25 protein-coding genes are annotated in these 22,528 nt (G+C 55.4%); 17 read left to right on the top strand and 8 right to left on the bottom strand.

Annotated features, from left to right (window positions below; translation table 11 throughout):
• Positions 1-49 precede the first annotated feature (49 nt).
• The 3 genes from BLR09_RS10265 to BLR09_RS10255 are packed head-to-tail and all read left to right on the top strand — an operon-like array spanning position 50 to position 4,754.
• On the top strand, positions 50-2,788 hold the full coding sequence (locus tag BLR09_RS10265; protein WP_093201255.1) for a TonB-dependent receptor: 2,739 nt from the start codon (positions 50-52) through the stop codon (positions 2,786-2,788).
• 35 nt (positions 2,789-2,823) lie between these two features.
• Positions 2,824-3,570 (top strand): DUF4397 domain-containing protein, encoded by a 747-nt coding sequence (locus tag BLR09_RS10260; RefSeq protein ID WP_093201252.1) that lies wholly within the window; start codon positions 2,824-2,826, stop codon positions 3,568-3,570.
• 29 nt (positions 3,571-3,599) lie between these two features.
• Positions 3,600-4,754: a cysteine desulfurase family protein gene (locus BLR09_RS10255; RefSeq protein WP_093201249.1), complete on the top strand. Its 1,155-nt coding sequence runs from the start codon at positions 3,600-3,602 to the stop codon at positions 4,752-4,754.
• On the opposite strand, the gene coaD is transcribed toward BLR09_RS10255, so the two are convergent.
• The 4 genes from coaD to BLR09_RS10235 all read right to left on the bottom strand — a co-directional run bounded on the left by coaD (position 4,751) and on the right by BLR09_RS10235 (position 7,795).
• Complete coding sequence (gene coaD, locus BLR09_RS10250) at positions 4,751-5,209, bottom strand: pantetheine-phosphate adenylyltransferase (RefSeq protein ID WP_093201247.1); 459 nt, start codon at positions 5,207-5,209, stop codon at positions 4,751-4,753. The two genes, BLR09_RS10255 and coaD, sit on opposite strands and share 4 nt — an antisense overlap.
• Before the next feature lie 12 nt (positions 5,210-5,221).
• Positions 5,222-6,043 carry a DUF3822 family protein gene (locus tag BLR09_RS10245; RefSeq protein WP_176785512.1) on the bottom strand — a complete coding sequence of 274 codons (822 nt, stop codon included), beginning with the start codon at positions 6,041-6,043 and terminating at the stop codon, positions 5,222-5,224.
• A gap of 13 nt (positions 6,044-6,056) precedes the next feature.
• On the bottom strand, positions 6,057-6,437 hold the full coding sequence (locus tag BLR09_RS10240; RefSeq protein WP_093201242.1) for a hypothetical protein: 381 nt from the start codon (positions 6,435-6,437) through the stop codon (positions 6,057-6,059).
• A gap of 113 nt (positions 6,438-6,550) precedes the next feature.
• Complete coding sequence (locus BLR09_RS10235; RefSeq protein WP_093201473.1) at positions 6,551-7,795, bottom strand: ABC transporter permease; 1,245 nt, start codon at positions 7,793-7,795, stop codon at positions 6,551-6,553.
• A 210-nt stretch (positions 7,796-8,005) separates the two neighbouring features.
• On the opposite strand from BLR09_RS10235, the gene queA reads away from it, so the two are divergent.
• The 13 genes from queA (at position 8,006) to BLR09_RS10170 (ending at position 18,462) form a co-directional block, all read left to right on the top strand.
• Positions 8,006-9,061: a tRNA preQ1(34) S-adenosylmethionine ribosyltransferase-isomerase QueA gene (gene queA / locus BLR09_RS10230; RefSeq protein WP_093201239.1), complete on the top strand. Its 1,056-nt coding sequence runs from the start codon at positions 8,006-8,008 to the stop codon at positions 9,059-9,061.
• 24 nt (positions 9,062-9,085) lie between these two features.
• Entirely contained in the window at positions 9,086-9,769 is a 684-nt protein-coding gene (locus BLR09_RS10225; RefSeq protein ID WP_093201237.1) for a 2-C-methyl-D-erythritol 4-phosphate cytidylyltransferase, read from the top strand.
• 3 nt (positions 9,770-9,772) lie between these two features.
• Positions 9,773-10,753: a methylmalonyl Co-A mutase-associated GTPase MeaB gene (gene meaB, locus BLR09_RS10220; RefSeq protein WP_093201234.1), complete on the top strand. Its 981-nt coding sequence runs from the start codon at positions 9,773-9,775 to the stop codon at positions 10,751-10,753.
• A gap of 79 nt (positions 10,754-10,832) precedes the next feature.
• On the top strand, positions 10,833-11,789 hold the full coding sequence (locus BLR09_RS10215) for a YitT family protein (protein WP_093201232.1): 957 nt from the start codon (positions 10,833-10,835) through the stop codon (positions 11,787-11,789).
• Positions 11,790-11,888: 99 nt separating this feature from the next.
• The gene (locus tag BLR09_RS10210) at positions 11,889-12,401 is read left to right on the top strand and encodes a tyrosine-protein phosphatase (RefSeq protein WP_176785511.1); all 513 of its coding nucleotides are present in this window, start codon (positions 11,889-11,891) and stop codon (positions 12,399-12,401) included.
• A 155-nt stretch (positions 12,402-12,556) separates the two neighbouring features.
• The gene (locus BLR09_RS10205; protein ID WP_093201470.1) at positions 12,557-12,928 is read left to right on the top strand and encodes a BlaI/MecI/CopY family transcriptional regulator; all 372 of its coding nucleotides are present in this window, start codon (positions 12,557-12,559) and stop codon (positions 12,926-12,928) included.
• A 33-nt stretch (positions 12,929-12,961) separates the two neighbouring features.
• Positions 12,962-14,188 (top strand): TonB family protein, encoded by a 1,227-nt coding sequence (locus BLR09_RS10200; protein ID WP_093201226.1) that lies wholly within the window; start codon positions 12,962-12,964, stop codon positions 14,186-14,188.
• An 83-nt stretch (positions 14,189-14,271) separates the two neighbouring features.
• Positions 14,272-14,649 (top strand): energy transducer TonB, encoded by a 378-nt coding sequence (locus BLR09_RS10195; RefSeq protein WP_093201224.1) that lies wholly within the window; start codon positions 14,272-14,274, stop codon positions 14,647-14,649.
• A complete protein-coding gene (locus BLR09_RS10190; protein WP_093201221.1) occupies positions 14,649-15,905 on the top strand; it encodes a tetratricopeptide repeat protein in 1,257 nt (418 codons plus the stop codon). Before BLR09_RS10195 ends, BLR09_RS10190 begins: the two co-directional genes overlap by 1 nt.
• Before the next feature lie 77 nt (positions 15,906-15,982).
• A complete protein-coding gene (locus BLR09_RS10185; protein WP_093201219.1) occupies positions 15,983-16,795 on the top strand; it encodes an energy transducer TonB in 813 nt (270 codons plus the stop codon).
• Positions 16,796-16,980: 185 nt separating this feature from the next.
• Positions 16,981-17,289 (top strand): isoamylase early set domain-containing protein, encoded by a 309-nt coding sequence (locus tag BLR09_RS10180; RefSeq protein ID WP_093201216.1) that lies wholly within the window; start codon positions 16,981-16,983, stop codon positions 17,287-17,289.
• Positions 17,290-17,630: 341 nt separating this feature from the next.
• Positions 17,631-17,975, top strand: a complete 345-nt coding sequence (locus tag BLR09_RS10175; protein ID WP_093201214.1) for a hypothetical protein — start codon at positions 17,631-17,633, stop codon at positions 17,973-17,975.
• Positions 17,976-18,069: 94 nt separating this feature from the next.
• On the top strand, positions 18,070-18,462 hold the full coding sequence (locus BLR09_RS10170) for a gamma-glutamylcyclotransferase family protein (RefSeq protein ID WP_093201211.1): 393 nt from the start codon (positions 18,070-18,072) through the stop codon (positions 18,460-18,462).
• On the opposite strand, the gene BLR09_RS10165 is transcribed toward BLR09_RS10170, so the two are convergent.
• From BLR09_RS10165 to BLR09_RS10155, 4 genes are read right to left on the bottom strand one after another with little or no spacing between them, the layout of a single operon-like run.
• Entirely contained in the window at positions 18,459-19,112 is a 654-nt protein-coding gene (locus BLR09_RS10165; protein WP_093201209.1) for a response regulator transcription factor, read from the bottom strand. The genes BLR09_RS10170 and BLR09_RS10165 overlap by 4 nt on opposite strands.
• A 6-nt stretch (positions 19,113-19,118) precedes the next feature.
• Complete coding sequence (locus tag BLR09_RS10160) at positions 19,119-19,940, bottom strand: sensor histidine kinase (RefSeq protein WP_093201206.1); 822 nt, start codon at positions 19,938-19,940, stop codon at positions 19,119-19,121.
• Complete coding sequence (locus tag BLR09_RS25495) at positions 19,930-20,094, bottom strand: hypothetical protein (RefSeq protein WP_176785510.1); 165 nt, start codon at positions 20,092-20,094, stop codon at positions 19,930-19,932. The genes BLR09_RS10160 and BLR09_RS25495 overlap by 11 nt, the downstream gene beginning before the upstream one ends.
• Positions 20,091-20,747 carry a hypothetical protein gene (locus BLR09_RS10155; protein WP_143011072.1) on the bottom strand — a complete coding sequence of 219 codons (657 nt, stop codon included), beginning with the start codon at positions 20,745-20,747 and terminating at the stop codon, positions 20,091-20,093. Before BLR09_RS10155 ends, BLR09_RS25495 begins: the two co-directional genes overlap by 4 nt.
• Before the next feature lie 394 nt (positions 20,748-21,141).
• Between BLR09_RS10155 and BLR09_RS10150 the strand changes: the two genes are divergently transcribed.
• Entirely contained in the window at positions 21,142-22,416 is a 1,275-nt protein-coding gene (locus BLR09_RS10150) for a replication-associated recombination protein A (protein WP_093201201.1), read from the top strand.
• Positions 22,417-22,528 lie beyond the last annotated feature (112 nt).

The following is a 22,528-nucleotide window of genomic DNA, read 5'->3' as shown; positions in this document are numbered from 1 at the left end:
ACATTTTAATCTATTAATCCTATAGATTAAATATTTAAATAACGCCGCAATGAACAAATGGTTTTACCTGTTTTTCCTCTTTTCTGTGGAACTGGCTGCACAGCAGCGGATTCTCACCGGAAAGGTCTCCGCCGGTGAAGCGCCCCTTCCCGGCGCTACGGTCCGGATCAAGGGTACCAACGCCGGTACCCTGACCCAGGCCGACGGCACCTACCGCCTTCCTTTTTCGAAAGGGTCGGTCCTGATTGTCTCGGCAGTTGGCTACGCGCCCCGCGAAATAGCCGTCGGAACGGCCACCGTATACGACGTTGTCCTCGAAACCTCACAGTACCTGCTGGGCGAGGTCGAAATTGTCGGATCGCGGAACGCCAGCCGTACCCGTACGGATTCGCCGGTACCGGTCGACGTCATCGATCTCAAGCCGCTGAAAGAGTCGGCTCCTCAGGTCAGTATCACGCAGTTACTGCAATATGTATCGCCTTCCTTTCACTCGGTCAACGGCAGCAATGCCGGGGATGCCGGCTCAGCGCTGAACCTGTCCCAACTACGCGGATTGGGGGTCGATCAGGTCCTGGTACTCGTCAACGGCAAGCGCCGGCACAAAAGCTCCAACGTCAACTGGGGCGGCCTGGGTAACGGCGCGACGGGGTATGACCTCAACTCCATCCCGACCGGCGCGATCGAACGCGTGGAAATACTCCGCGACGGTGCTGCCGCACAATACGGCTCCGATGCCATTGCGGGAGTAATCAACATCGTGCTTCGGAAAAGTACGGAAGAATTGGGCGTGACGTCGACCGTTAGTACCCGTCGCCGGGGAGACGGTACCACCAGCCGTACCAGCGCCAACTATGGCTTCGCACTCGGGCAGAAAGGCGGTTTTCTGAATGCTACCGCCGAGTTTGCCACCCAGGCTATTTCGCTGACGCCAGGCCGGGACGACGCCGGGCTCTACAACGGCCCGATTTACGGCGGCGGCGCCAATACCCGTGGCTACGATGCGATCTACACGAAAGAAATTGACGAGGCCATCCTCGCCAAACGGGGTATCGACCGGCACTACTTCGATCAGCGCGGCGGCGGCTCCAACAAGGCAAAAGACGCCCTCCTGTTCTTTAACGCGGCCATTCCGCTGCGCGAGGAAGCCGAGATTTATGCTTTCGGAGGAATCAGCCACCGCAATTCCCAGTTCACGGCTGTCTACCGGCTTCCGGGCTGGACGGAGCGGAACAATACCTTTCTGTATCCGGACGGTTTCCTGCCCGCGATGGACAACAGTATCACGGATAAATCCCTGGCTGTGGGTATCAAGGGAAAAGTGCACGACTGGAATGTGGATTTCTCGAATGTCTACGGAAAAAATGATTTCGGAAACGTCATCTCGAACTCCCTGAATGCCAGCCTTGGCCTGAAAAGCCCGACCAGTTTCGACGCCGGCAAGTACAATGCCAGTCAGAATACGGCCAGCCTCGACATCAGCCGGTATTTCCCGAAAGTACTTCACGGGCTCAACCTGGCCTTTGGCGCGCAGTACCGGGTGGAGACCTATCAGATTATTGCCGGGGAAGAGGCTTCATACAGCAAGGCGGATCTTCAGCCCGTTTACGACCTGGATACCACAGCCGCCGGCGTTCCGTACCTGCGGAATGCGGGGAGCGTCGCGCTCAACGGCCTCTCGCCCGGCTCTCAAATCCACGCCGGCTTCCGCCCGGCCAACGAAGTCAATGTCAGCCGGGCAATTTCGGCAGGCTATGCCGACGTAGAAATCAACCCAACTGCCAACTGGCTGATCTCCGGCGCAGTACGTGTGGAAAACTTCTCCGATTTTGGTAATGTAACGACTTACAAAGTCGCGACACGGTATAAAATTGCCGACTGGCTGGGCATTCGCGGATCCTACAATACCGGTTTCCGGGCGCCGGACCTTGCGCAGTTTTACTACACCGAAACGTCGACGAGCTTTCAGCAGGGCCGGGCGATTGACCAGGTAACGGCGTCGAACAAGAGCGCGGCAACGCGGGCGCTTGGTTTCCCGGCGCTCACGCCCGAAAAATCGAAGGGATATGCGTTCGGGCTTACTTCCCGCCCGCTGAACAACCTGGAGCTATCCGCCGATGCCTATTGGGTGGATGTGGATAACCGCGTCGGCAATACCGGCAACTTCTCCGCAACCGATACCAACCTGCCGATCGAAGTCCGCAACCTTTTTGTGCAGACCGGTACCACGCAGGCGAAGTTTTTCTATAATTCATTCAGTACCTCGACCAAAGGCCTGGAATTCACCGGAAGCTACCGCACGCCGCTGCGCAGGGGTCAGCTCTCATTCCTCCTTGGCGGTAATTTTGTGAAAAACGAAGTCACAGGAGTCAATACCCCCAAAGGCCTGGAAGCGTACCGGTACATCATCTTCAACGAGGGAGAAAAGGCGCGGGTAACCTCAAATATTCCCGGGAAAAAGATCACGGCGCAGGCGATTTTCAACGAAGGCCGCTTCAACTACCTCCTCCGCGCGGTGTACTTCGGGTCGGTGACGACGGCTTCGGCACTGAACGCGAATTTTCCACAACCCGACTATTTCTTCCAGCAACTCCGCCCGATCTGGGTAGCGGATGTATCGGTCGGCTACCGGGTATCGCCGGCTATTCAGGTTACCGCCGGTATCAACAACATTTTCAATGAGTTAGGCGACTATACCCAGGTAGCGAGCCTTCGAAATCCGACGGTCGTCGGTATCCAGAACGGCAGTGCAGGCATCCAGCCCTTCGCCCGGATCAGCGCTATCTTCTGAGTTATCCACATTGTCGACTGCTTTTCCCCATCTCTATGAAAAAGCTACTGATCTTACCTGCCGCTCTGGGCTTACTCAGCGGCTGCAATAAAGCCAACTACCTGGATGTCAATGCATCACAACGTCCTCCCCTCGCGGCGAACGTCCGTTTTGTCAATGCCCGGACGGTTTCCACACCCGTCAACTTCTGGACTTTTACCACACAAGTCACAAGTTCTCCACTGGCGCCAGGGCAGTTTTCCACCTACTTATCCACACAGTATGGAAATGTTCAGATCAACCTGACGGAAGGCTCCGGTTCGAGCTATAAAGTCTCCCAGCAGTTTGGCAACAGCGCGACGTTCTCGGCATCCGGTGGTCCGAATGGCCCTATTCCAGACTTTTTCCACACGGTCTTTGCCGTTCGGAAAAACAAGTCGGCCGCCGACTCCCTGATTCTGTTTTACGACAACCTCGCCGCACCGGCGGCCGGTAAAGCCAAGCTCCGGTTTGTGAACCTCTCGCCCGATACCGGCGCGCTGAACCTCAGCGGTGATGGCGTATCGTTCCGGGATGTAGCTTACGGCCGGGCAGCCAACTCCGCGATTTCCGGGGAGAAGCTGAGCGCCTACAGCCTCGGTCCTTTTGAAGAAGTCGCGGCCGGAAGCCGGAGCTTACAGGTCACTACCGCCGCGGGGCAGGTCCTCGCAACCGCGGCAGCAGCCTTCCAGGAAGGCAAAGCGTATACGGTCTTTACGCAGGGTACGGCGACGGTTCGCCTGGTTATCCTGCCTCATAACTGATCCAGCCCTTTTTAAAACACTTCATCAACATGCCTGTTTATTGCGATTATTCTGCCACTACCCCGCTTCATCCCGAAGTACTCCACGAAATGCTGCCGTACCTGACCGCGCACTTCGGCAATGCGTCTTCTGCCCATGCGTATGGGCGGGAGGCGCGACGGGTAGTCGATACGCAGCGCCGGAAAATAGCCGATCTGCTCGGCGTCCGTCCCGGCGAAATAACCTTCACTTCCGGAGGTACAGAGGCTGACAACTTCGCGCTGCGGGCCAGCGTCCGGCAGTTCAACATCCGGCACGTCCTGACGACACGAATCGAGCACAAGGCCGTGCTGGCGCCGTTGCTTCAGCTGGCGCAGCGGGGACGGATCGACCTGCATTTCATCGCCCTCGACGGGCAGGGCCGTATCCTCCTTCCCGACTTCATCCGTCTGCTGCAACAATATCCCGGCGCGCTGGTCAGCCTCATGCACGCCAACAACGAGATCGGGAACGTACTGGATACCGAGGCGATTGCGGCATTATGCCGGCGGTATGGTGCGCTGTTTCATTCGGATACGGTACAGACCGTCGGTAAGCTGGCTTTTCCGGGAAAAGATGTGGATTTCGCCGCAGCGTCGGCGCATAAGTTCTACGGACCGAAGGGCATCGGGTTTCTGTACAACCGGGGTGGCAAAACCCTGCCGGCTATTCTGGCGGGAGGTGGTCAGGAAAACGGGCTGCGCGGCGGTACGGAAAACGTCGCCGGAATTGTGGGTCTGGCTTCCGCACTGGAATTGGCCCTTGCCGGGCAGCCGGCGGCGGCATTCCACCTCGAAAAACTCAAGTCTTTGTTTGTCCAGCGACTGTCAGGTATCGGAAAACCGGTAGCCTTCAACGGGCAGAGCCGGTCCATTCCGGGGTGCCTGCCCGGGTTGGTAAGCGTCCGTTTTCCGGAGACGGACAGGCCGTTGGCCGAATTGCTCGACGAGCGCGGCATCGCCGTATCGGGCGGCAGTGCCTGCTCAAACCTGGCCGGCGGGTCTCACGTACTTCAGGAGCTTCCGGAGGCGGGAAACGGGCAGACGATCCGGTTTTCGTTCGGAAAAGACAATACGATAGAAGACATCGACACGATTATCCGGTCGCTGCAGGAAATCTATGCGGTCCCTTCCCGCCGGATACTCCGGCAGGAGGCCTTTCGCTAGAGATCGTTGAGGTTGTAGGGAAGATAGGCGTCCACGCTGGCGCCGTACCGGTGCAGGTCCCGGATGATGGTACTGGAAATCGGCGCGAGCTCGGGAGAGCAGATCAGGAAAACGGTTTCCACACCTTCGTAGAGGTCTCGGTTTACCTGTGCGATGCTGTTTTCGTACTCGAAATCAGTCGTATTCCGCAGGCCGCGCAGCAAAAACCGGGCGCCGTTTTCCTCCGCTACCCGGGCGGTGAGGTCCTGGTAGGGTACTATACGCACCGGCTCCCCTTCGAACGTTTTTCCGATCGCTTTCGTCATCTGATCGATGGAGAAATACCGGTGTTTATTGGCATTGTGGCCGATACCGATGATGATCTCATCGAACAGCTTCAGGCCTCTCCGCACGATGTCCTCGTGGCCTTTGGTGAAAGGGTCGAACGAACCGGGGAAAAAGGCAATGCGCGGCATAGTCAGAAGGGATCAGTAAACGTAAAGCGGTACGTCTCCGGAGACGGCGGGCAGGTTGAGCGAATCGGGCAGGCCCGGTTTCAGCTCGCCCAGGTACTTGTACAGGCCTTTGTAAAGCTCGTCGTCTTCGGTGATTTCGCCGAAAGCCCAGGCGGGGATATGCTCGGCGTCTATTTTCAGTTCGCTGATGGCAAACAGGAGGTAGTAGAGCAAATCCGCGCCCGTCCGGAACAGAAACCGGTTGCAGTAATGCAGTTTTCCGCCACGGATGAAAAGCAGGGTTGCGGCATGCTTTTCGAGGTACAGAAGCAGCCCGTCTTCCGGAAAACGTGTCGCCATCTCCAGCAACAAATCTACCTGATGGTGCACGTGAATGGTTTCAAAAGGATAGTTCTCAAAAAACCATTCGGCCAGCTGTGTGCCCAGAGAGAACACATTGACCGCTTCCCACTGCGCGTGAACAGTATGGTGCACGAATTCGTGGTCGGCAATAGCTCCCTTCGCCAGCGAAAGGCACCGCGCCGCATATTCCTTCCGGAACAGGGAGGCAGGTACCAGGGTAAAGGACTGGTTGCTCACAACAACGCGTACCAGCTTCCAGAAATTTTTAGTCAGTATTTCATGTGTGCCCACCAGCTGCTGTACTGCCGAGAGGTACTCCTCTTCGGAACCGGCGGTGGTCAGGGCAAATTCTTCCAGCCAGCCGCAGCGGTTGGTTATGGGATTTACCACACTCAGGCGGAGGTATTCCGGCCCGAGGCTGATGGTCAGTACATAGTCCGCGACGGATGTCAGCGGAAACCCCTCTTCCCGAATCAGAAATGTCCGGTTCATAGTATCCTTCAGCTCAGTGTCCTCCATCGGCAAATTCTGCTCGCGTCACAAAAAATTTAGTTTCACCGTTCCAGTCAAACTGAAATAGTTTCTCTTCGTAGAACAAGGTAATACGGCGTCCGGTACGGAGGCCTTCGTTGATGGTATTGATCGTGGAATCCCGGGAGGATTCGACGGTGAAATTCCATTTTTCGGCGTTCAGCTGCCCGGTACCCTGTGAAAAACCGCCGAGAAGCAGTTCGCCTTCCCAGGTTTTGAACACATAGCCCCGCTTGCTGAACCGGGTGATGGTCCCCGCTCTTTCTCCTTCTGAATAGTTGACCAGGGTCAGTACCCAGAAAATACCAATCCCCAGGATCAGCAGAACCACCAGTATTTTGACAAAGGTTTTCATTACCGCTCGAAGGTTAAAGATCCGGTCAGTTCCGGAGGTTTGAACGACTCAAAGAAAGAGAGGTTTGCCGAAAAATCGTCGGATTCTCCTCAAAATCGCCAAAAAAGAACAGGCTATTTCGAACGAATCGCCATCACGGGATCCATCCGGGCGGCAATCCACGCTGGAATAATGCCCGACAGTAACCCGATCGTACTCGATACGCCGAGGCCGATGAGGACGTTCCGGAAGGTCAGCTGGATGTCGAGGGTTTCCTGCGGATAGAAGGTCAGCAGCCACACCAGGAGAATGCCTACCAAACCACCTATCAGGCTGAGGAATACGGCTTCGAACAGAAACTGGCAGAGAATGAAATAGGTCTTGGCGCCGAGGGATTTCTGAATACCGATGAGGTTGGTCCGCTCCTTCACCGATACAAACATGATGTTGGCGATACCAAAACCGCCGATCAGCAGGGAGAACAATGCGATGATAAGCCCGGCGCCGCGCAGGGTAGAGAAAATACCGGCCACCAGGTTCTGAATAGCTTCCGGCCGGTTGATCGAAAAGTTATCTTCCTGGTACGGCTTGAGGCCGCGCTTGGTACGCATCAGTCCGATGAGCTCGCCTTCGAGCTCCTGCTGGTGTTCGTCGCGGTCAAAGCCCTTGACGGAGATATTCGGTTCGGAATAGCGGGTGTGAAAGAGCTTGGAAAAAGAGATATAGGGAATGTAACAGCGGATATCAGGCTTTCCGCCGATGTCAAACATCCCGGTTCCGACCCGCTCCATGACGCCGATGACCTGAAAGCGCAGGCCCTTGATCCGGATGTACTGCCCTACCGGCTCCTGAAACGGAAAGAGGTTGGAGGCGATATCGGATCCGACGACGACTACATTCCGGGCCGATTCGATCTCCATCGGGCTGAAGTACCGGCCCTTTTCGATCGGCATATCGGTGATCTGGTTGTACTGGTAGCTGATGCCGCGGACGCCGGCAGTCATGGAATTGTTCCCGTTTTTGATCGTCTGACCGCCGCGGCCGTCTGAAATTGCAATAAACTCCGCGTTTTCGAGGTTCTTTTCCAGGAAACGGAACTCGGCAAAGCTGGGCGCCGGCCGGCGGAAGTACTTCCACCAGGCGTATTCCTGATCACTGAAATTCCAGGACCATTTCGATACAAATACGGTATTGCTGCCGGTGAAGTTCAGGCTTTCGCGGATGCTCGCCTCCAGGGAGTCGACCATGGTGAATACGGCAATGATCGAAAAAATCCCGACGGTAACGCCGAGCAGGGACAGGACCGTACGAAGCAGGTTGGAGCGGAGCGCCTGCCAGGCGAAACGGATGCTTTCCAGAACCTGACGGATGAATTTCATCATGCGGAGTGCGAACGGATTTTATTCAGACCGAAAGTAGGGAGCATTCGGGGCAAAACGCAACCGAAATTAGGACCAACCCCGCATTTTGACGGGTTGAACGGAGAGCAGCTTTTAAAAGATTTCGGGAAAATTTCCAAAAAATGCTTGACATTCGCAGCCCGTAAAGTGCATATTTAGCCAAAACTATCTGGTATCTAACTGAAACCCATGAAGTTATCCGAATTCAAATTCGATCTGCCGCAAAACCTGATCGCTCTCTACCCTGCCGAACGCGGCGAATCACGGCTGATGGTCGTCAACCGTCAGACCCGGCAAATCGAACATCGCCAATTCGGGGACATTGCCAGTTACTTCGGAGACGGAGATACCATGGTAGTCAACGACACGAAAGTGTTTCCGGCCCGTCTCTATGGCAGTAAAGAAAAAACCGGCGCCAAAATCGAAGTATTCCTCCTGCGCGAGCTCAACCGCGAGCACCGCCTCTGGGACGTGCTGGTTGACCCCGCCCGGAAAATCCGTGTAGGCAACAAGCTGTATTTCGGCGACAGCGACCTCGTCGCGGAAGTCATCGACAATACTACGTCGCGCGGTCGTACGATCCGGTTTTTGTATGACGGCGACCACAGTGCCCTCATGAAGGCCATCCATGAACTGGGCGAAACCCCGCTGCCCGAGGAAATCAAAAACCGCCGGAAAGCGACGGAAGAAGACCGGGAACGCTACCAGACGATTTTCGCGGACGACAACAAAGTCGGCGCCGTTGCCGCGCCTACGGCCGGCCTGCACTTCACCAAAAACATCGTGAAGCGCATGGAAATCAACGGAACCCGCTTCACGCCCATTACTCTGCACGTTGGCCTCGGCACCTTCCGCCAGGTAGATGTGGAAGACCTCACCAAGCACAAGACGGATTCTGAACCGTATTTCATTCCGGGTGGCACGGCTGATATTGTCAACGATTCGCTCGATCACAACAAGCGCGTCTGCTCCATCGGAACCACTGTTCTGAAAACCCTGGAATCCTCGGTATCGGCCAACAGCCGGCTGAAAGCCAGTGAAGGCTGGACCGATCGGTTCATCTTTCCTCCTTACGACTTCAAAATCAGCAATTCCCTGCTGACAAACCTGCACCTTCCGGAGTCTGTTCTGTTGATGAGTGTATGCGCCTTCGGCGGATACGACCTCGTCATGACGGCATACGAACAGGCCATTAAGGAAAAATACAAGTTCTTCAGCTACGGAGACGCCATGCTGATCCTGTAGTCGGCGGGTAAGAGACTTTCCCGTATGAAGCAATACGCCATCATCGTGGCCGGCGGAAGCGGCAGCCGCATGGGCAGTTCGGTCCCGAAGCAGTTTCTGCCGCTGGCCGGAAAGCCCGTGCTCGTCCATACCCTGGAGCGATTTCTGACTTACTCACCCGCCGTTCAGATTATTCTCTGCCTGCCTGCCGATCAATTGCCAGCCTGGCGGGAAATCCGCAAAGCGCATTCCTCGCTGGAAGCTTTTGCTTCTCCGATTCTGGAAACACCGGGCGGCGCTACGCGCTTTCAATCGGTGCGGAATGGTCTGGCGCTTATCGAAGGCGAGGGCCTGGTCGCTGTTCACGATGGCGTCCGTCCGCTGGTTCCGGTAGAGGTCATTGCTGCCGGGTTTCGTCAGGCAGAAACTGACGGAACCGCGGTTGTCGCTGTACCCGCGAAAGATTCCATTCGGCAAATCGTCTCCGAAACGGAAAACAGGGCACTCGACCGCGCGAGCCTGCGCCTGGTACAAACGCCGCAGACGTTTCGGGTCGGGTTATTGAAGGACGCTTTCCGGCAGTCGGAAAGCCCGCTCTTTACCGACGATGCCTCCGTGGCGGAAGCGGCCGGATTTCCGGTTTTTCTGGTCGACGGATCCTACGAAAACATCAAGATTACTACTCCGGAAGACCTGCTTCTGGCCGAAGCCCTGCTCCGGAATTCCTGAGCCATGCGCAAGCGACTTTCCCTATCGGCGTATCTTGAAGGCATTCTGAGCGGCGACCGCGTCGTACTCAGTCAGGCCATCACGCTCACGGAAAGCAGCCGGGCAGACGACCGGGAGCTGGCCGACCGACTCCTCGAAGCCATACTACCGCATACCGGTAACGCCGTGCGCATCGGTATTACCGGCGCCCCGGGTGTCGGCAAAAGCTCCTTCATCGAAGCATTCGGCAACTACCTGACCGCGCAGGATTACCGGGTTGCGGTACTTGCCATCGATCCCAGCAGCCGGCAGTCGGGCGGGAGTATCCTCGGCGACAAAACCCGCATGGAAACACTTGCCCGGAATCCGAGCGCCTACATCCGCCCGACACCCAGCGGATTGACCCTCGGCGGCGTAGCCCGCCAAACGCGGGAAACATTACTCCTGTGCGAAGCGGCCGGTTTTGACATTATTCTGATCGAAACCGTCGGCGTCGGACAGTCGGAAACGGAGGTGCGGAACATGACTGACTGTTTCTTCCTGCTGTTACTGGCAGGTGCCGGCGACGAACTGCAGGGTGTCAAACGAGGAATTATGGAGCTGGCCGATTTTCTCCTGATTACCAAAGACGACGGAGACAACCGCACGCGGGTAGAAACCGCCCGGCGCGATTATGCACACGCCCTTCACTTCCTTGCCCCGCCGGCTTCCGGGTGGACGGTACCTGTTCTGCCCTGCTCCATTTTTCAGGACGAAAGCATAGAGAATATCTGGAAACAGACGGAGGAATACCTGTCCTTCATCCAAAAAAACGGTTTTTTTTCGGCTCAGCGGGAGCGACAGAACCTGAGCTGGATGCATGCGTTTATCCGGCAGCAACTGGAAGCGCAATTCTACGCTAACCCCCTCATTCAACGCCGGTTGCAGGACCTCGAAGAGCAGGTCCGGAAAGGTACCATTCCCCCCTTAACAGCAGCAAAAAGGTTATTTTCAGCGGAAATCTGAGGCAAAAAGCCTATTTTCAGGAATACTATTCCGGCAAAGCAGCTCGTTGCTTTTGTACACCCTCGCTTCAGATCGCCTTATGCAGCATACTTCTCCGTCACATCTTTACACATCGCACGCCGCCGGTCGGGGACCGCTCCGCCGGTTCTTTTTCCACCAGCTCCGACTGCTTCGTCACATCAGTCCGAAGCAGGTAATCAAAGACAACCTGCTCATTCTGATGGGTATTTCCTGCGCGGCTGTCGGCCTGCGCGGATTCCTTCTGCCAAGCCATTTTCTCGACGGCGGGGTAACCGGTATTTCCCTCCTCGTCCGGACACTCACGGGCTGGGATCTGTCCATTCTTCTGGTAGCTATCAATATTCCTTTCATAGTATTGGGCTTCCGGCAGATTTCCCTGGGATTTGCCCTGCGGACACTGGCTGCAATTATTGTACTCGCCTTGTCCCTGTCCTTTCTCGAACTACCGGTTTTCACGCGGGATAAGCTGCTAATCGCGGTTTTCGGAGGATTTTTCCTCGGCGCAGGCATCGGTCTCTCCATCCGGGGCGGCTGTGTGCTCGATGGCACCGAAATCCTGGCCCTTTACCTCAGCCGGAAAACAGGGTTCACGGTCGGGGATATCATCATGGCTATCAACGTCACGATCTTCGCGGTATCGGCTTTGCTCGTCAACGTCGAAACGGCGCTGTATGCCATGCTTACCTACTTTTCGGCCTCGCGTACCATCGAATTCATCCTTACCGGTCTGGAGGAGTACACGGCCATTACCATTGTCTCCGAAAAGAGCGATTCCATCCGCCGGATGATCGTCAATGAGATGGGCCGCGGCGTCACGATGTTCAAAGGCCAGCGGGGCTTCGGCAAGCGTGGCGAGCGTAACGGGGATATTGACATCGTCTATACGGTCATCACCCGCCTTGAAATCACCCGCCTCAAAAACGAAGTCGAGAAAATCGACGAACAGGCCTTCATCGTCCAGCATAGTATTCAGGATACGAAGGGGGGCATGATTAAGAAGAGGGCTTTTCATTGATGCAGAGGGCATGGGGCAGAGGGCCGTATGCCCCATGCCCCATGCCTGAACCGCCTCCGCCGGTTTCGTGTTACCCTTCCGTACCACGTTTGCATGGCGATGAAACCGTTTTTGCTGGCTCTTTTGCTGCTGCCGCTGGCGGCATTTTCCCAAACACCCAATTTCCATCAGCTTGACAGTAGTGTATACCGCTCGGCACAGCCGCGACGGGCGGATTTTGCTGTCCTGAAGAAAGCCGGTATCCGCGAGGTCATCAGCCTGCGGCGGGACGGCGAGCGCGACAAACCCCGGGCACAGGGTACCGGTCTGATCCTGCACCAGGTGTCGATGCGGGCGGGGCATTTGCAGGAAGACGACCTGGTAGCGGTCCTTCAGCTGATTGCCCGTCGCCAGGGGCCCGTCCTGATTCACTGCTGGAAGGGCTCCGACCGGACGGGCGTTGTCTCGGCCCTCTACCGCATGGTATTTCAGGGATGGACGGCAGATCAGGCCGTTGATGAAATGACACACGGCGGCTATGGTTTTCATAAACGCTTCCGGAATATCCCCCGCTACCTGCGTAGTGTAGACGTCGAACGGCTCCGCTCCCGGGTATTCAGTCAACCGGGATAAGACCTGTTTCTCTTTTTCTTTTTTCCCGAAAAAAACGAAGGGAATAGTTTGTAAACTAAAATATTAGTTTAATCTTTGAAACAGATATCTGACGGTGACGGTTGCCGAACCGGGTTGGTCCCCGGGGAAAGTATCCGTCCCAAACCAAAACGACCATGGTTGAAAAAGAACTTACCCGGGCTGAAGAGCAGATTATGCACGTACTCTGGGGGCTGGAAAAGGGCTTTGTGAAAGACGTCCTGGACCGGCTGCCGGAACCGAAGCCTGCGTATAATACCGTTTCCACGATCATCCGTATTCTGGAGCAGAAGGGCTTTGTCGGGCATACTGCCTATGGCAAGTCGCACCAGTATCATCCGCTGATTACGAAGGAGCAGTACCGTACGTTTGCGACGGAGAAACTAATGGAGGGTTATTTCGGGAATTCCGTCGGCAGCCTCTTTTCCTTTTTCATGAAGAAGAAGAAAGTGGAACTGAATGAGGCAGACGACATCCTGAAGATGATCGAGCAGATGAAAAAGGAGTAGTCCTTTCCTATCCACCCAAAAAGAGGATTTCGTATGAACTGGCTGCATTATCTTCTTCAGGTCAACCTGTACCTGGCCGGATTTTACGCCTTTTACCGGCTCCTTCTCCGGAACGAGACCTTTCACCAGCAGAACCGCAGTTTTTTGCTGGCGGGAACGGCCCTGTCGTTCTTCATTCCGGTGATGCAGTCGGACTGGGTAGGCAGCTGGCTCGTAACGCGGCAGTTCAACGAAACGCTTTATCAATTTTACAATCCGAAGCTGGTCTTCATCCGTCCGGATACTTTCCGGAACGAGGCAACGGAAAATCCGGTCATGTGGGGCCACCTGCTGGCGGTCTTTTACCTGTTCGGTATTCTCTTTTTTCTCGGCAAGTTCGCGTTTCAGCTCCGGCAGCTGGGGCAGTTGTTTCACTACCGGCACCTGAAACGGTCGAACGAGGCCTACGCGTTCTTCAGTCACTTTTTTGTCGGCAAGAACCTGCCCAACCGGCATACCATCGAGGCGCACGAGCGGGTTCACGTACGGCAGCTGCACTCGGCGGATGTTATTTTCTTTGAGCTGGTGGCCGTGTTCAACTGGTTCAATCCGGTGGTGTACTTCCTCAAGCGGGACGTCCGGCTGCTGCACGAATACCTGGCCGACGAAGTCGCGAGCCGGGAAGAAGCTTCCCGCGCCGATTATGCCATGCTGCTCTTTACCCAGCATTTCGGCGTGGTACAATCAGAGCTGGCACACCGGTTTTTCAACCATTCAGTGCTGAAACAGCGGGTCGCGATGCTGAAACGACGGCCGTCGGCCGCCGCCGTACAATACCGGTACCTGATGGTATTGCCGCTGTTCGGCGCGATGCTGTTTCTGTCGAGCGCGAGTATGGAACGGAAAGTAGAGACGGTCTTTACTCCGCCCAGGATTGTGGCGAATACTGTTCCGGAAACGGTTTATACCCTTGTCGAAAAGCAGGCGGTGTTCCCCGGCGGCGACCAGGCGCTCTATACCTTCCTGGGCCGGCACCTGAAGTACCCGGACGCCGCTATCCGGGCACATGTGGAAGGCAAGGTATTTCTCCGGTTCACGATCGAAAAAGACGGACGGATTACGTCTCCGGAAGTCATAAAAGGCATCGGCTTCGGATGCGATGCGGCGGCTTTGCAGGTAATCCGGTCATTCCCGAAATGGCAGCCGGCCATGCATAGGGGCCGGGTAGTGAGCAGTCGTTTTAACCTTCCCATTTCGTTCGTTCTCGATTCTAAAAAATAATTCTGCTGTTTGTTCCACCCACGTTTTCCCTTCTTTCCCGGAAGGGCCATGAAAAACCATGTCTCCTGCTAAACCTATCGACCATGACTTTTCTTGCTTTTTGCCTCGCTGCGACGCTTTCCGGAACCCCTGAAGTACCCCGCGCTCCTATCGATTCCGTGTATACCGTGGTCCAGCAGGTAGCGACCTTCCCAGGCGGTACGCTGGCGCTGAAAGATTACCTCGAAGCCAACACCAAACGTCCGGTACCCGCGCGACGGGCCCATGTCCACGGGAATGTATACGTGAAAATGGTGATCGAAAAAGACGGTTCTGTTTCCACTGTCAGCGTTGTCAAAGGCATCGGGTTCGGGTGCGACGAAGAAGCCGTCCGGGTTATCCGGGAGATGCCAGTGTGGCAACCCGCCCGCAACAAAGGCAATGAAGTAGCCAGTTTGTTCAACCTGATCGTTCGTTTCTGATGAGAATCCGCTGCCTGTTTTTGTTGCTGGGGCTGGCCGTACCAGCCGCCGCACAAACAGATCCCTGGACAGAAGCCCAGGAACTGATCCGCCGGGGCGACTACACCCGCTCGGCGACTATCCTTCAGAAACTGGCCGAAAAAGATACCAGCAAGGCTGTCTGGCTCCAACTGGGAAGCGTACGGCAGCGGTTGGGGCAGTGGTCGGCGGCGAAAGGCGTCTATGAAACCATTCTCCAAAGCACCCCGGACCAGCCTGACGCGTTGAACCAACTCGCACTTATCGCCGAAAAAGACTTCCAGTATGTAAAAGCCTTCGGGTACTACCAGCACCTGATCCACCTTGATTCGACAAACGGTTTCTATTACCGGCAGGCAGGGTATCAGACCGTCCGGATGGGTGCCCGCGAAAAAGCGTTGCCATACTACCAAAAGGCCCTGCAACGAAACCCGGACGATCAGGAAGCACTGGCAGAAAGCGCCCGGATTCTGCTGGAAACCGGCAGGCACAAAGAAGCTATCCCCTATATCCGGCGGGGAATGGAGCTCGACAGCAATTCCATCCGGATGCTTCAGCTTCAGGCCCGGCTTCAGTACCGGCAGGATGCGCATGCGGGCCTGGTTGAGACGGTTCGCAGAACCATGGCCCTCGGCGATACGTCGTCCTATTTTCAGCGGCTGCTCGGTGTTGCGTACTACCATATTGATAGTTTACATGCGTCTGTGCGTACGTTTCAGCGATTGCTTGATCTCGAAGAAACCGAAACGGATCACGCCGGTATGGCAACGGCTCTCCTGCTGCTGGAACGGAAAGATCTGCCCCAGCCGGGAGAAAGTGCCTTTTCACATTGGGAGGCAGCCATCGATATTGCCTCCGTACGGGTACCGGATTACCGTATGGGCCAGGTAGAAGCGATGATTCTGCAGCCGTCAGGTATTCAGGCGGCGATCCGGACGCTCCAGGATGTGTATACCCGATACAAAAGACCCAAGGCCGCCTACCGGCTCGGCCAGCTGCTGGAGACGCGGGACAAGCGGATGTCGCTTGTTTATTATCAGGAGGTATTGGACGAATGCAGGAAGGTGAAAGCCAACCCGGCCGTCGCCAGGCCTGCAGATGTAAGTGATTGCAGCTGTGTTCCGAAAGTTTTGCAGCGGGTTGCCGTACTTCAGAACGGGACACCTGCCGGCAAAGAAGCACCGACGGCCGTAGCCCAGGATACCATCCCCATCCAGCCCGATACCACCCGAAAATAATACACACACCTGACCACCGGGCCCGGTAAAACGGGCCTTTCTTTTCATCTCTATCAACTAAAAAATTAGTTTCAATCATGGCTATGACGCTGGATGATTACCTGTTTGAGAACCGCAACCGCGCGTACGGGGCGTACGACCTGCGGCACAGTTATGGGAAGTTTGCTTTCCGGGCGACGATCATCGGCGTCAGCCTGTTTTCGGCCGGGCTGTTTACACCGGTGCTGATGGGCATGATCAAGCCTGCCGAGAAGAGTTACAAGCTGACGGTACTACCCAAACCGACGCCGATCGAAGCGCCGGAAGAAGCGAAAGACATCCCCCTGCCCGAACCGCCGCCGCAGCAGGAAGCACCTGTCCTGAATACGTATCAGACCCTGCCTCCGGAGATTGTCCCGAATGAAGACGTACCGGAGGATGTGTTTATCGCCACACAGGACCAGCTGAAACAACACCAGGCCGGGCAGCAAACGATCCTGGACGGGGTAGACCTGCCGACGGCGATTGAGCTTTCGGATGGAAAGGGACCGAAAAAAGAGGATATTGTCGAAGTCAAGCCGACGGAAAAGGATGATCTGCCGATCGTCAACGTCGAAATACACCCTGAGTACCCCGGCGGCGCCGATGCGATGGCCAAATTTCTCCGGGATAACCTGCGCTATCCGCCGCAGGCCCAGCAGGCGGGTATCGCGGGGAAGGTATACCTGTCATTTGTGGTCGACAAAGACGGTAGTATTTCATCTGTAGAAATACAGAAAGGTATCGGATTCGGGTGCGACGAAGAGGCGATGCGGGTACTTCGGAAAATGCCCCGGTGGAAGCCCGGCCGGCAGCAGAATATGGCTGTCAAATGCCGGTTCAACCTTCCGATTGCCTTTCAGCTCGAATAGAGGCCGGTTTTCGGGTCGGCTGGCTGACAAATGCTAACCGGCCCGGGAAGTTGAACTTTCCGAAGAATTTATTTAAAATAGTATATTTCCATGTTTGAATGTCTTTAAATTTCTGATTATCAGTTGTTTCGTATTAATCTGTATTGCATATTTGCCTTCGATAACCAAACCTGGCTAATTAATCCATGAGTCTGTCGAAGCAATTTCTCAAAAGCAAGCCTGTCTGCAAGGTGACGTTTTCACTGGAAGCTGAAAACGCAAACGGAGCCAAGACAGTAGCGGTATTAGGTGAATTCAACGACTGGGATTCCTCAGCAACCCCGCTGAAGAAGCAAAAGGATGGATCGTTCAAGGGAACGGTGGAACTGGATGCCGGAAAGGAATTTCAATTCCGTTACCTGGTAGACGGAGAGACCTGGCTGAACGATGTGCAGGCCGACAAATTTGTCGCCAGCGGCATCTCTACCGACCAAAACTCTGTGCTGGTTCTGTAAGAATTCTGCTCTTTCTGCTTAAAAATCCCTTCGCCCTGTGGTCCGAGGGATTTTTTTTTGCCCTTCGTGCAACGCGGCTCTCTTTTATCGCATCTATTGCTTAGAAAGTCAATGATTTCCTCCGGAGACGGAACCTTTCAACCCGAAAAAAAACCGTTTGTAAACGGAAGTCGAAAAAAGAAGGTACCATGTATTGCAAAGTACCTAACGACACCCTATATTTGTATCGTTCATTCAGCTAAAGGCAGTCACGAGAAGGGATAACCAATCGTCCCGAACCGAGAAGAGAACCGTGAGTTGCCGGCTATTTTCACTGTCCGACTTTAAACTTATTCACAGCCATGAAGTTCTTTCGTTCCGCATTCCGCAAGATTTCATTCCTGATGGTAGCCCTTCTGCTGGTTACATCCGTACAAGGATACAGCATGGGCACGCCTCACCGGTTGTATAGTGGTCGGGGTATTGTGAGCAAACTGGCACAGAAAACCAGCCGGTTGGTTCACCCCAAACAACAGAGCCGCAACGAAAGCGACAGCAAATCAGCCGCTTCCGGTTCTTATCAGACCGTGACGCATTCTCTGGTATCCCTCTTGCTGGGATGGGCAGTGCACCTGTTTACGTCGAATGAGGAAATGGCCGCAACGCCCAAACAATCACATGCTTCACTCTACCCGTGCCGGGTATGATTCCGATATTATAGTTTTGGTTAAGGGTTAGTTGGGACAAAGCCGCTCGCTTGGGCGGCTTTGCCTTTGAACGACGTATATTCTCCAATGTCATATGGAACACCTGTTTGTTTACGGAACGCTCCGGAAGACGGCGGGCCACAGCATGAACCGCGTGCTGGAGCAACACGCCGAATGGCTGGGGGAAGCCACCCTGCAGGGCAAACTCTATCTGATTGACTGGTATCCCGCACTGATCCGTTCGGATCATTCCATGGAGCAGGTAAAGGGAGAAGTGTACCGCCTGCATCAGCCGGAGCGGATTTTTGCCGAACTGGACCCGTACGAGGGGTACTATCCCCATGACGAAGATCATTCGGATTACCTCCGGCGGATAGAGCCGGTACGGCTGGCTGACGGGACGCCCCTGCGGTCCTGGGTGTATTTATACAACCTGCCGGTGCTGGGCCTTACCCGGATTCCGAGCGGGGATTTCTTTCAGCGTTAGAAGATGCCGTTTTTCACGGCGTAGACGACCATGGCGGCGGTATTTTTCGCGCCGATTTTCTCCATGATCCGGGTACGGTGCCCTTCAACCGTGCGATCGCTCAGAAACAGCTTTCCGGCAATCTGGGCATTGGTCAGCCCTTCACAAATAAGCTGAAGTACTTCCACTTCCCGGTCACTGAGCTGTGTCAGGTGGCTGAATGACGGCTTTTTCGGACGCGTACGCTCTACCATGCGGCGATGCATCACTTTTGTGAGAAATGCGCCGTAGTAATAGTCTTCCCGGACGACGGTCTGTACCGCAAGCGCTACTTCGTCCGGATCGCTGTCTTTGACGAGGTAGCCGTTTGCACCCAGCTCCATGAGATGGGTCACGAAGCCGTCCTCATCGTGCATCGAAATAATGATGATTTTGACGGAAGGATGGTGCTGCTTCAGCTGCTCGGTCGTCTTGATACCATCGAGGACAGGCATCTGCAGGTCGAGCAGGACGACATCCGGCACAGAAAGAGCCATCTGGTTGAGGAGGTCCTGGCCATCCTGGGCTTCGATGATAACCTGAATACCGGGATAGGTTCGCAGGATATTGGCGAGTCCGCGCCGGAAAAGGGCGTGGTCATCGGCAATGGCCAGACGGATTTCTTCATTCATAACGAGTCAGCGTTGTTCCGGAGGGAGCGGAATATCGACAATGGCGAGCGTCCCTTTACCCGGCGAGGTTTCAAAAATAACATGTCCGCCGACAACGTTCAACCGGCTTTCTATATTCTTGAGCCCGAGGCCGGCATTGGCTCCCCGCAGTTGTACTTCCTGGGGATCATACCCTACCCCGTCGTCGGCAAGGGTAAAGAGAAGACGTTGTTTCTGACGGATGAGGTGCAGATCGATGCGATCCGCCCGCGCATGCTTGAGGCTGTTGTGCAGCAATTCCTGCGCAACGCGGTACAGAGTCAGTTCGATGGCTTTTTCCAGGCGGTCGCCCTGCATCCCTTCCTGTTCAAACTCAATGGCAAGAGCAGGGTTGGCCTGCTGGAGCTTCCGGACCAGCTCCTGCAGGGCAATGGCAAGTCCGAGTTTTTCCAGGGCTGGAGGCTGGAGATCTTTCGTCAGTTTCCGGACGTTCTCCACGGCCTCTTCCAGTAGTTTTTTGGTTTGTTCGACGCTCTCGCGGGACTCCTGGGTATCGTCGACGTGGCGGGTGACGAGGGAAAAGCTCATGCGTGTCGCCGACAGCAGCGTCCCGATGTCGTCATGCAGGTCAGCGGCAATACGCTGCGCCTCAACCTCCTGAGAGCGCAGGCTGGCTTCGAGCAGCTCCTTCTGGTGCTGCTCCTCAAGCTCGCGGACAAGGCTCCGCTGTTTATCCTGTTTCCGCTTGTAGACGATGAGAAAGAGCACGATGAAGCCTGCCATGAGAATGATCATGGCGACTCCGGCAGCGATAGCCAGCCGGAAAGCTTCGTTCGGGCTATTGTCCATACGTTCGACGAGCGTAAAAAATAGTAGTGAAGCCGCTTCCACCCGGCCGGGTCATCTGCCGGTGAAGGTAGAAAACAAGGCAGATGATGATCAGCGACAGGCTTACGAGCGCGACCGATCCGACAAGCAGGATAGTATACAAGGAAGCAGTCATCGGCGAACGGGTCGGGCGGTGTCCGGCAGGGAGATTTTCAGCAGTCCGATGGAAACCAGCAGGTGAAACAGGATGTTCAGCCAGCGGCCCAGTCGCCACAAATCTCCGAGTAACCGGTAATTCTGAATGACATAGGTGCCAAAGAAATACGTCAGCATAGTGCCCGAAAAAAAGAGCAGCATACCCGAGGCGATCCAGAAAGGGGGATATTGCCCCAATCGTTCTACCTCGTCGGATCTCCGCAGCAAATCCACAAAAAACAGCAATACAAACACGATCAGCAGGGCATTTGACAAACCCCAGGTGACGTTATCGTACCCGTACGGGTCCCGGACATACCGGACAGCCGCCGCCAGGTCAAAAGCAAGGATGGCGCCGAGCATTCCTTTCCGCATCCACGACGTCCTCACCAGCGTCCGGAGAAACAACCCCAGACAGGTCAGCTCTCCGATCGTAAACAGGTTGTACACGAACAGGTTATCTGCATAACCGGAGAAGTAGGTATAGGTGCCGGCCGCCTCTGCCAGCACGGCCACCAGCAGGTAAGCGGTCAGCCAGCCATATCCTTTCGCCCGGAAACGATACAAACTGATTCCGAAGGGAACCAATACGCTCCCGGCCGACAAATGCCTCAGCCACTCTTCAGCACTCATTCCATCCACAACACGAGTGAAACCATAATACCCCGATCAGGGGAAAACCATCCGGCAGCGCGGCGCCGGCCCGTACACAACTAGCTTTCATTGGCAGCGGATAACTGGACAACCAAAAGATTCGTGTTCAAACGGGCCGGATCGCTGCTATCCCGAAATGGAATAACAGAATGTAAATTTTCACCCTCCCTTAACAGATAACCAACCCGAACCGATCAAAACACGGAAAAACCCGGACAAAAACAGGGGAAAACACTTAAGTATAAATACCTGCTTTTCATTCCTCCTGTGGAATGGGACAGTCCTGATATTTGTATAGCCTATTCTGTTGAAAACGGTTGACCTCGGCGGGTTACGCCTGATCTGTTAACTTAGAAGTCTGAATCACGAAGCCATGCAACCCTTAGCAGAACGAATGCGTCCGAAGACGCTCGACGAATACATTGGCCAGAAGCACCTCCTCGGTCCGCGGGCGGTGCTCCGTCAGGCCATTGATAGCCAGCGGATCCCTTCGATGATCCTCTGGGGGCCACCCGGCGTGGGAAAAACCACCCTGGCGACGCTCCTCGCCCAATCCCTCAAGGTTCCGTTTTTCAGCCTTTCGGCAATCAATTCCGGTGTAAAAGACATCCGGGAAACCATCGACGCTGCACAGAAACAGCGCTTCTTTCAGTCAGCCAGCCCGATTCTCTTTATCGACGAAATCCACCGGTTTTCCAAATCCCAGCAGGACTCACTTCTCAGTGCCGTCGAACGGGGTATCGTCACATTAATCGGGGCGACGACCGAAAACCCTTCCTTCGAAGTCATTCCGGCGCTTTTGTCCCGCTGCCAGGTCTATGTTCTCCGTTCCCTCGAACAGGAGGAACTGATTGAAATGGCGAACCGGGCGCTGGCGTCCGACGAGTACCTCAAAGACCGGGATATCCGGGTAGACGAATACGACGCCATGCTCCAGCTCTCCGGCGGCGACGGACGCAAACTCTACAACATCCTCGAACTCATCACCAACTACCAGCGGGCCGGCGAACCGCTGTCCATTACCAATGAACTGGTGATGGAGAAAGTCCAGCAAAACATCGCCCTGTACGACAAAGGCGGCGAGGCACATTACGACATGGCCTCCGCCCTCATCAAGTCGATCCGGGGTTCGGACCCCAACGCGGCTATTTATTACCTGGCCCGGATGCTGGAGGGCGGCGAGGATGTTGAGTTTATCGCCCGGCGGCTGCTCATCTCCGCCGCCGAAGACATCGGTCTGGCCAATCCCAACGCGCTGCTTCTCGCTGAAAGCTGCTTTCAGGCCGTCCGGATGCTGGGTATGCCCGAAGGCCGCATTCCGCTGGCAGAGGCCACCATCTACCTGGCAACGTCTCCCAAGAGCAACTCCGCCTACCTGGCGATCGACGCCGCCCTGGATTTCGTCCGGAAAACCGGATCCGAACCAGTGCCGCTGCACCTCCGCAACGCGCCGACCAAGCTGCTGAAACAGCTCGACTACGGCAAAAACTACCGCTACGCCCACGCCTATGAAGGCAACTTCGTCGAACAGGAGTTCCTTCCCGAAAAGCTGAGCGGTACCCGTTTTTTCGATCCGCAGCAAAACCCCGCCGAGGAAAAAATACGGGAAAGGTTACGGGGGTTGTGGAAGGATCGTTACGGGTATTAGGGGCATGGGCAGAGGGTATGGGGTTCTACCCTCTGCCCCATGCAAAAAAGGCGCCGCCAACCGGCGCCGCCTTTCCAATACACTACCTATTCAACTTATTTAAGCAGAGGGC

It is taken from the genome of Siphonobacter aquaeclarae (assembly GCF_900103285.1).
Taxonomy (GTDB): domain Bacteria; phylum Bacteroidota; class Bacteroidia; order Cytophagales; family Spirosomataceae; genus Siphonobacter; species Siphonobacter aquaeclarae.
This window is presented reverse-complemented; position numbering and strand designations above follow the sequence as displayed.

What these genes read in the sequence shown, in the direction of transcription:
- BLR09_RS10180 (WP_093201216.1), top strand. Translation starts at nt 16,981, where the DNA reads ATGAGTCTGTCGAAGCAATTTCTCAAAAGCAAGCCTGTCTGCAAGGTG.
- BLR09_RS10150 (WP_093201201.1), top strand. Translation starts at nt 21,142, where the DNA reads ATGCAACCCTTAGCAGAACGAATGCGTCCGAAGACGCTCGACGAATAC.
- BLR09_RS10195 (WP_093201224.1), top strand. Translation starts at nt 14,272, where the DNA reads ATGACTTTTCTTGCTTTTTGCCTCGCTGCGACGCTTTCCGGAACCCCT.
- BLR09_RS10255 (WP_093201249.1), top strand. Translation starts at nt 3,600, where the DNA reads ATGCCTGTTTATTGCGATTATTCTGCCACTACCCCGCTTCATCCCGAA.
- BLR09_RS10260 (WP_093201252.1), top strand. Translation starts at nt 2,824, where the DNA reads ATGAAAAAGCTACTGATCTTACCTGCCGCTCTGGGCTTACTCAGCGGC.
- BLR09_RS10165 (WP_093201209.1), bottom strand. Translation starts at nt 19,112, where the DNA reads ATGAATGAAGAAATCCGTCTGGCCATTGCCGATGACCACGCCCTTTTC.
- queA (WP_093201239.1), top strand. Translation starts at nt 8,006, where the DNA reads ATGAAGTTATCCGAATTCAAATTCGATCTGCCGCAAAACCTGATCGCT.
- BLR09_RS10210 (WP_176785511.1), top strand. Translation starts at nt 11,889, where the DNA reads ATGAAACCGTTTTTGCTGGCTCTTTTGCTGCTGCCGCTGGCGGCATTT.
- BLR09_RS10185 (WP_093201219.1), top strand. Translation starts at nt 15,983, where the DNA reads ATGGCTATGACGCTGGATGATTACCTGTTTGAGAACCGCAACCGCGCG.
- BLR09_RS10155 (WP_143011072.1), bottom strand. Translation starts at nt 20,747, where the DNA reads ATGAGTGCTGAAGAGTGGCTGAGGCATTTGTCGGCCGGGAGCGTATTG.
- BLR09_RS10245 (WP_176785512.1), bottom strand. Translation starts at nt 6,043, where the DNA reads ATGAACCGGACATTTCTGATTCGGGAAGAGGGGTTTCCGCTGACATCC.
- BLR09_RS10200 (WP_093201226.1), top strand. Translation starts at nt 12,962, where the DNA reads ATGAACTGGCTGCATTATCTTCTTCAGGTCAACCTGTACCTGGCCGGA.
- BLR09_RS10170 (WP_093201211.1), top strand. Translation starts at nt 18,070, where the DNA reads ATGGAACACCTGTTTGTTTACGGAACGCTCCGGAAGACGGCGGGCCAC.
- coaD (WP_093201247.1), bottom strand. Translation starts at nt 5,209, where the DNA reads ATGCCGCGCATTGCCTTTTTCCCCGGTTCGTTCGACCCTTTCACCAAA.
- BLR09_RS10160 (WP_093201206.1), bottom strand. Translation starts at nt 19,940, where the DNA reads ATGGACAATAGCCCGAACGAAGCTTTCCGGCTGGCTATCGCTGCCGGA.
- BLR09_RS10265 (WP_093201255.1), top strand. Translation starts at nt 50, where the DNA reads ATGAACAAATGGTTTTACCTGTTTTTCCTCTTTTCTGTGGAACTGGCT.
- BLR09_RS10215 (WP_093201232.1), top strand. Translation starts at nt 10,833, where the DNA reads ATGCAGCATACTTCTCCGTCACATCTTTACACATCGCACGCCGCCGGT.
- BLR09_RS10235 (WP_093201473.1), bottom strand. Translation starts at nt 7,795, where the DNA reads ATGAAATTCATCCGTCAGGTTCTGGAAAGCATCCGTTTCGCCTGGCAG.
- BLR09_RS10175 (WP_093201214.1), top strand. Translation starts at nt 17,631, where the DNA reads ATGAAGTTCTTTCGTTCCGCATTCCGCAAGATTTCATTCCTGATGGTA.
- meaB (WP_093201234.1), top strand. Translation starts at nt 9,773, where the DNA reads ATGCGCAAGCGACTTTCCCTATCGGCGTATCTTGAAGGCATTCTGAGC.
- BLR09_RS25495 (WP_176785510.1), bottom strand. Translation starts at nt 20,094, where the DNA reads ATGACTGCTTCCTTGTATACTATCCTGCTTGTCGGATCGGTCGCGCTC.
- BLR09_RS10240 (WP_093201242.1), bottom strand. Translation starts at nt 6,437, where the DNA reads ATGAAAACCTTTGTCAAAATACTGGTGGTTCTGCTGATCCTGGGGATT.
- BLR09_RS10205 (WP_093201470.1), top strand. Translation starts at nt 12,557, where the DNA reads ATGGTTGAAAAAGAACTTACCCGGGCTGAAGAGCAGATTATGCACGTA.
- BLR09_RS10190 (WP_093201221.1), top strand. Translation starts at nt 14,649, where the DNA reads ATGAGAATCCGCTGCCTGTTTTTGTTGCTGGGGCTGGCCGTACCAGCC.
- BLR09_RS10225 (WP_093201237.1), top strand. Translation starts at nt 9,086, where the DNA reads ATGAAGCAATACGCCATCATCGTGGCCGGCGGAAGCGGCAGCCGCATG.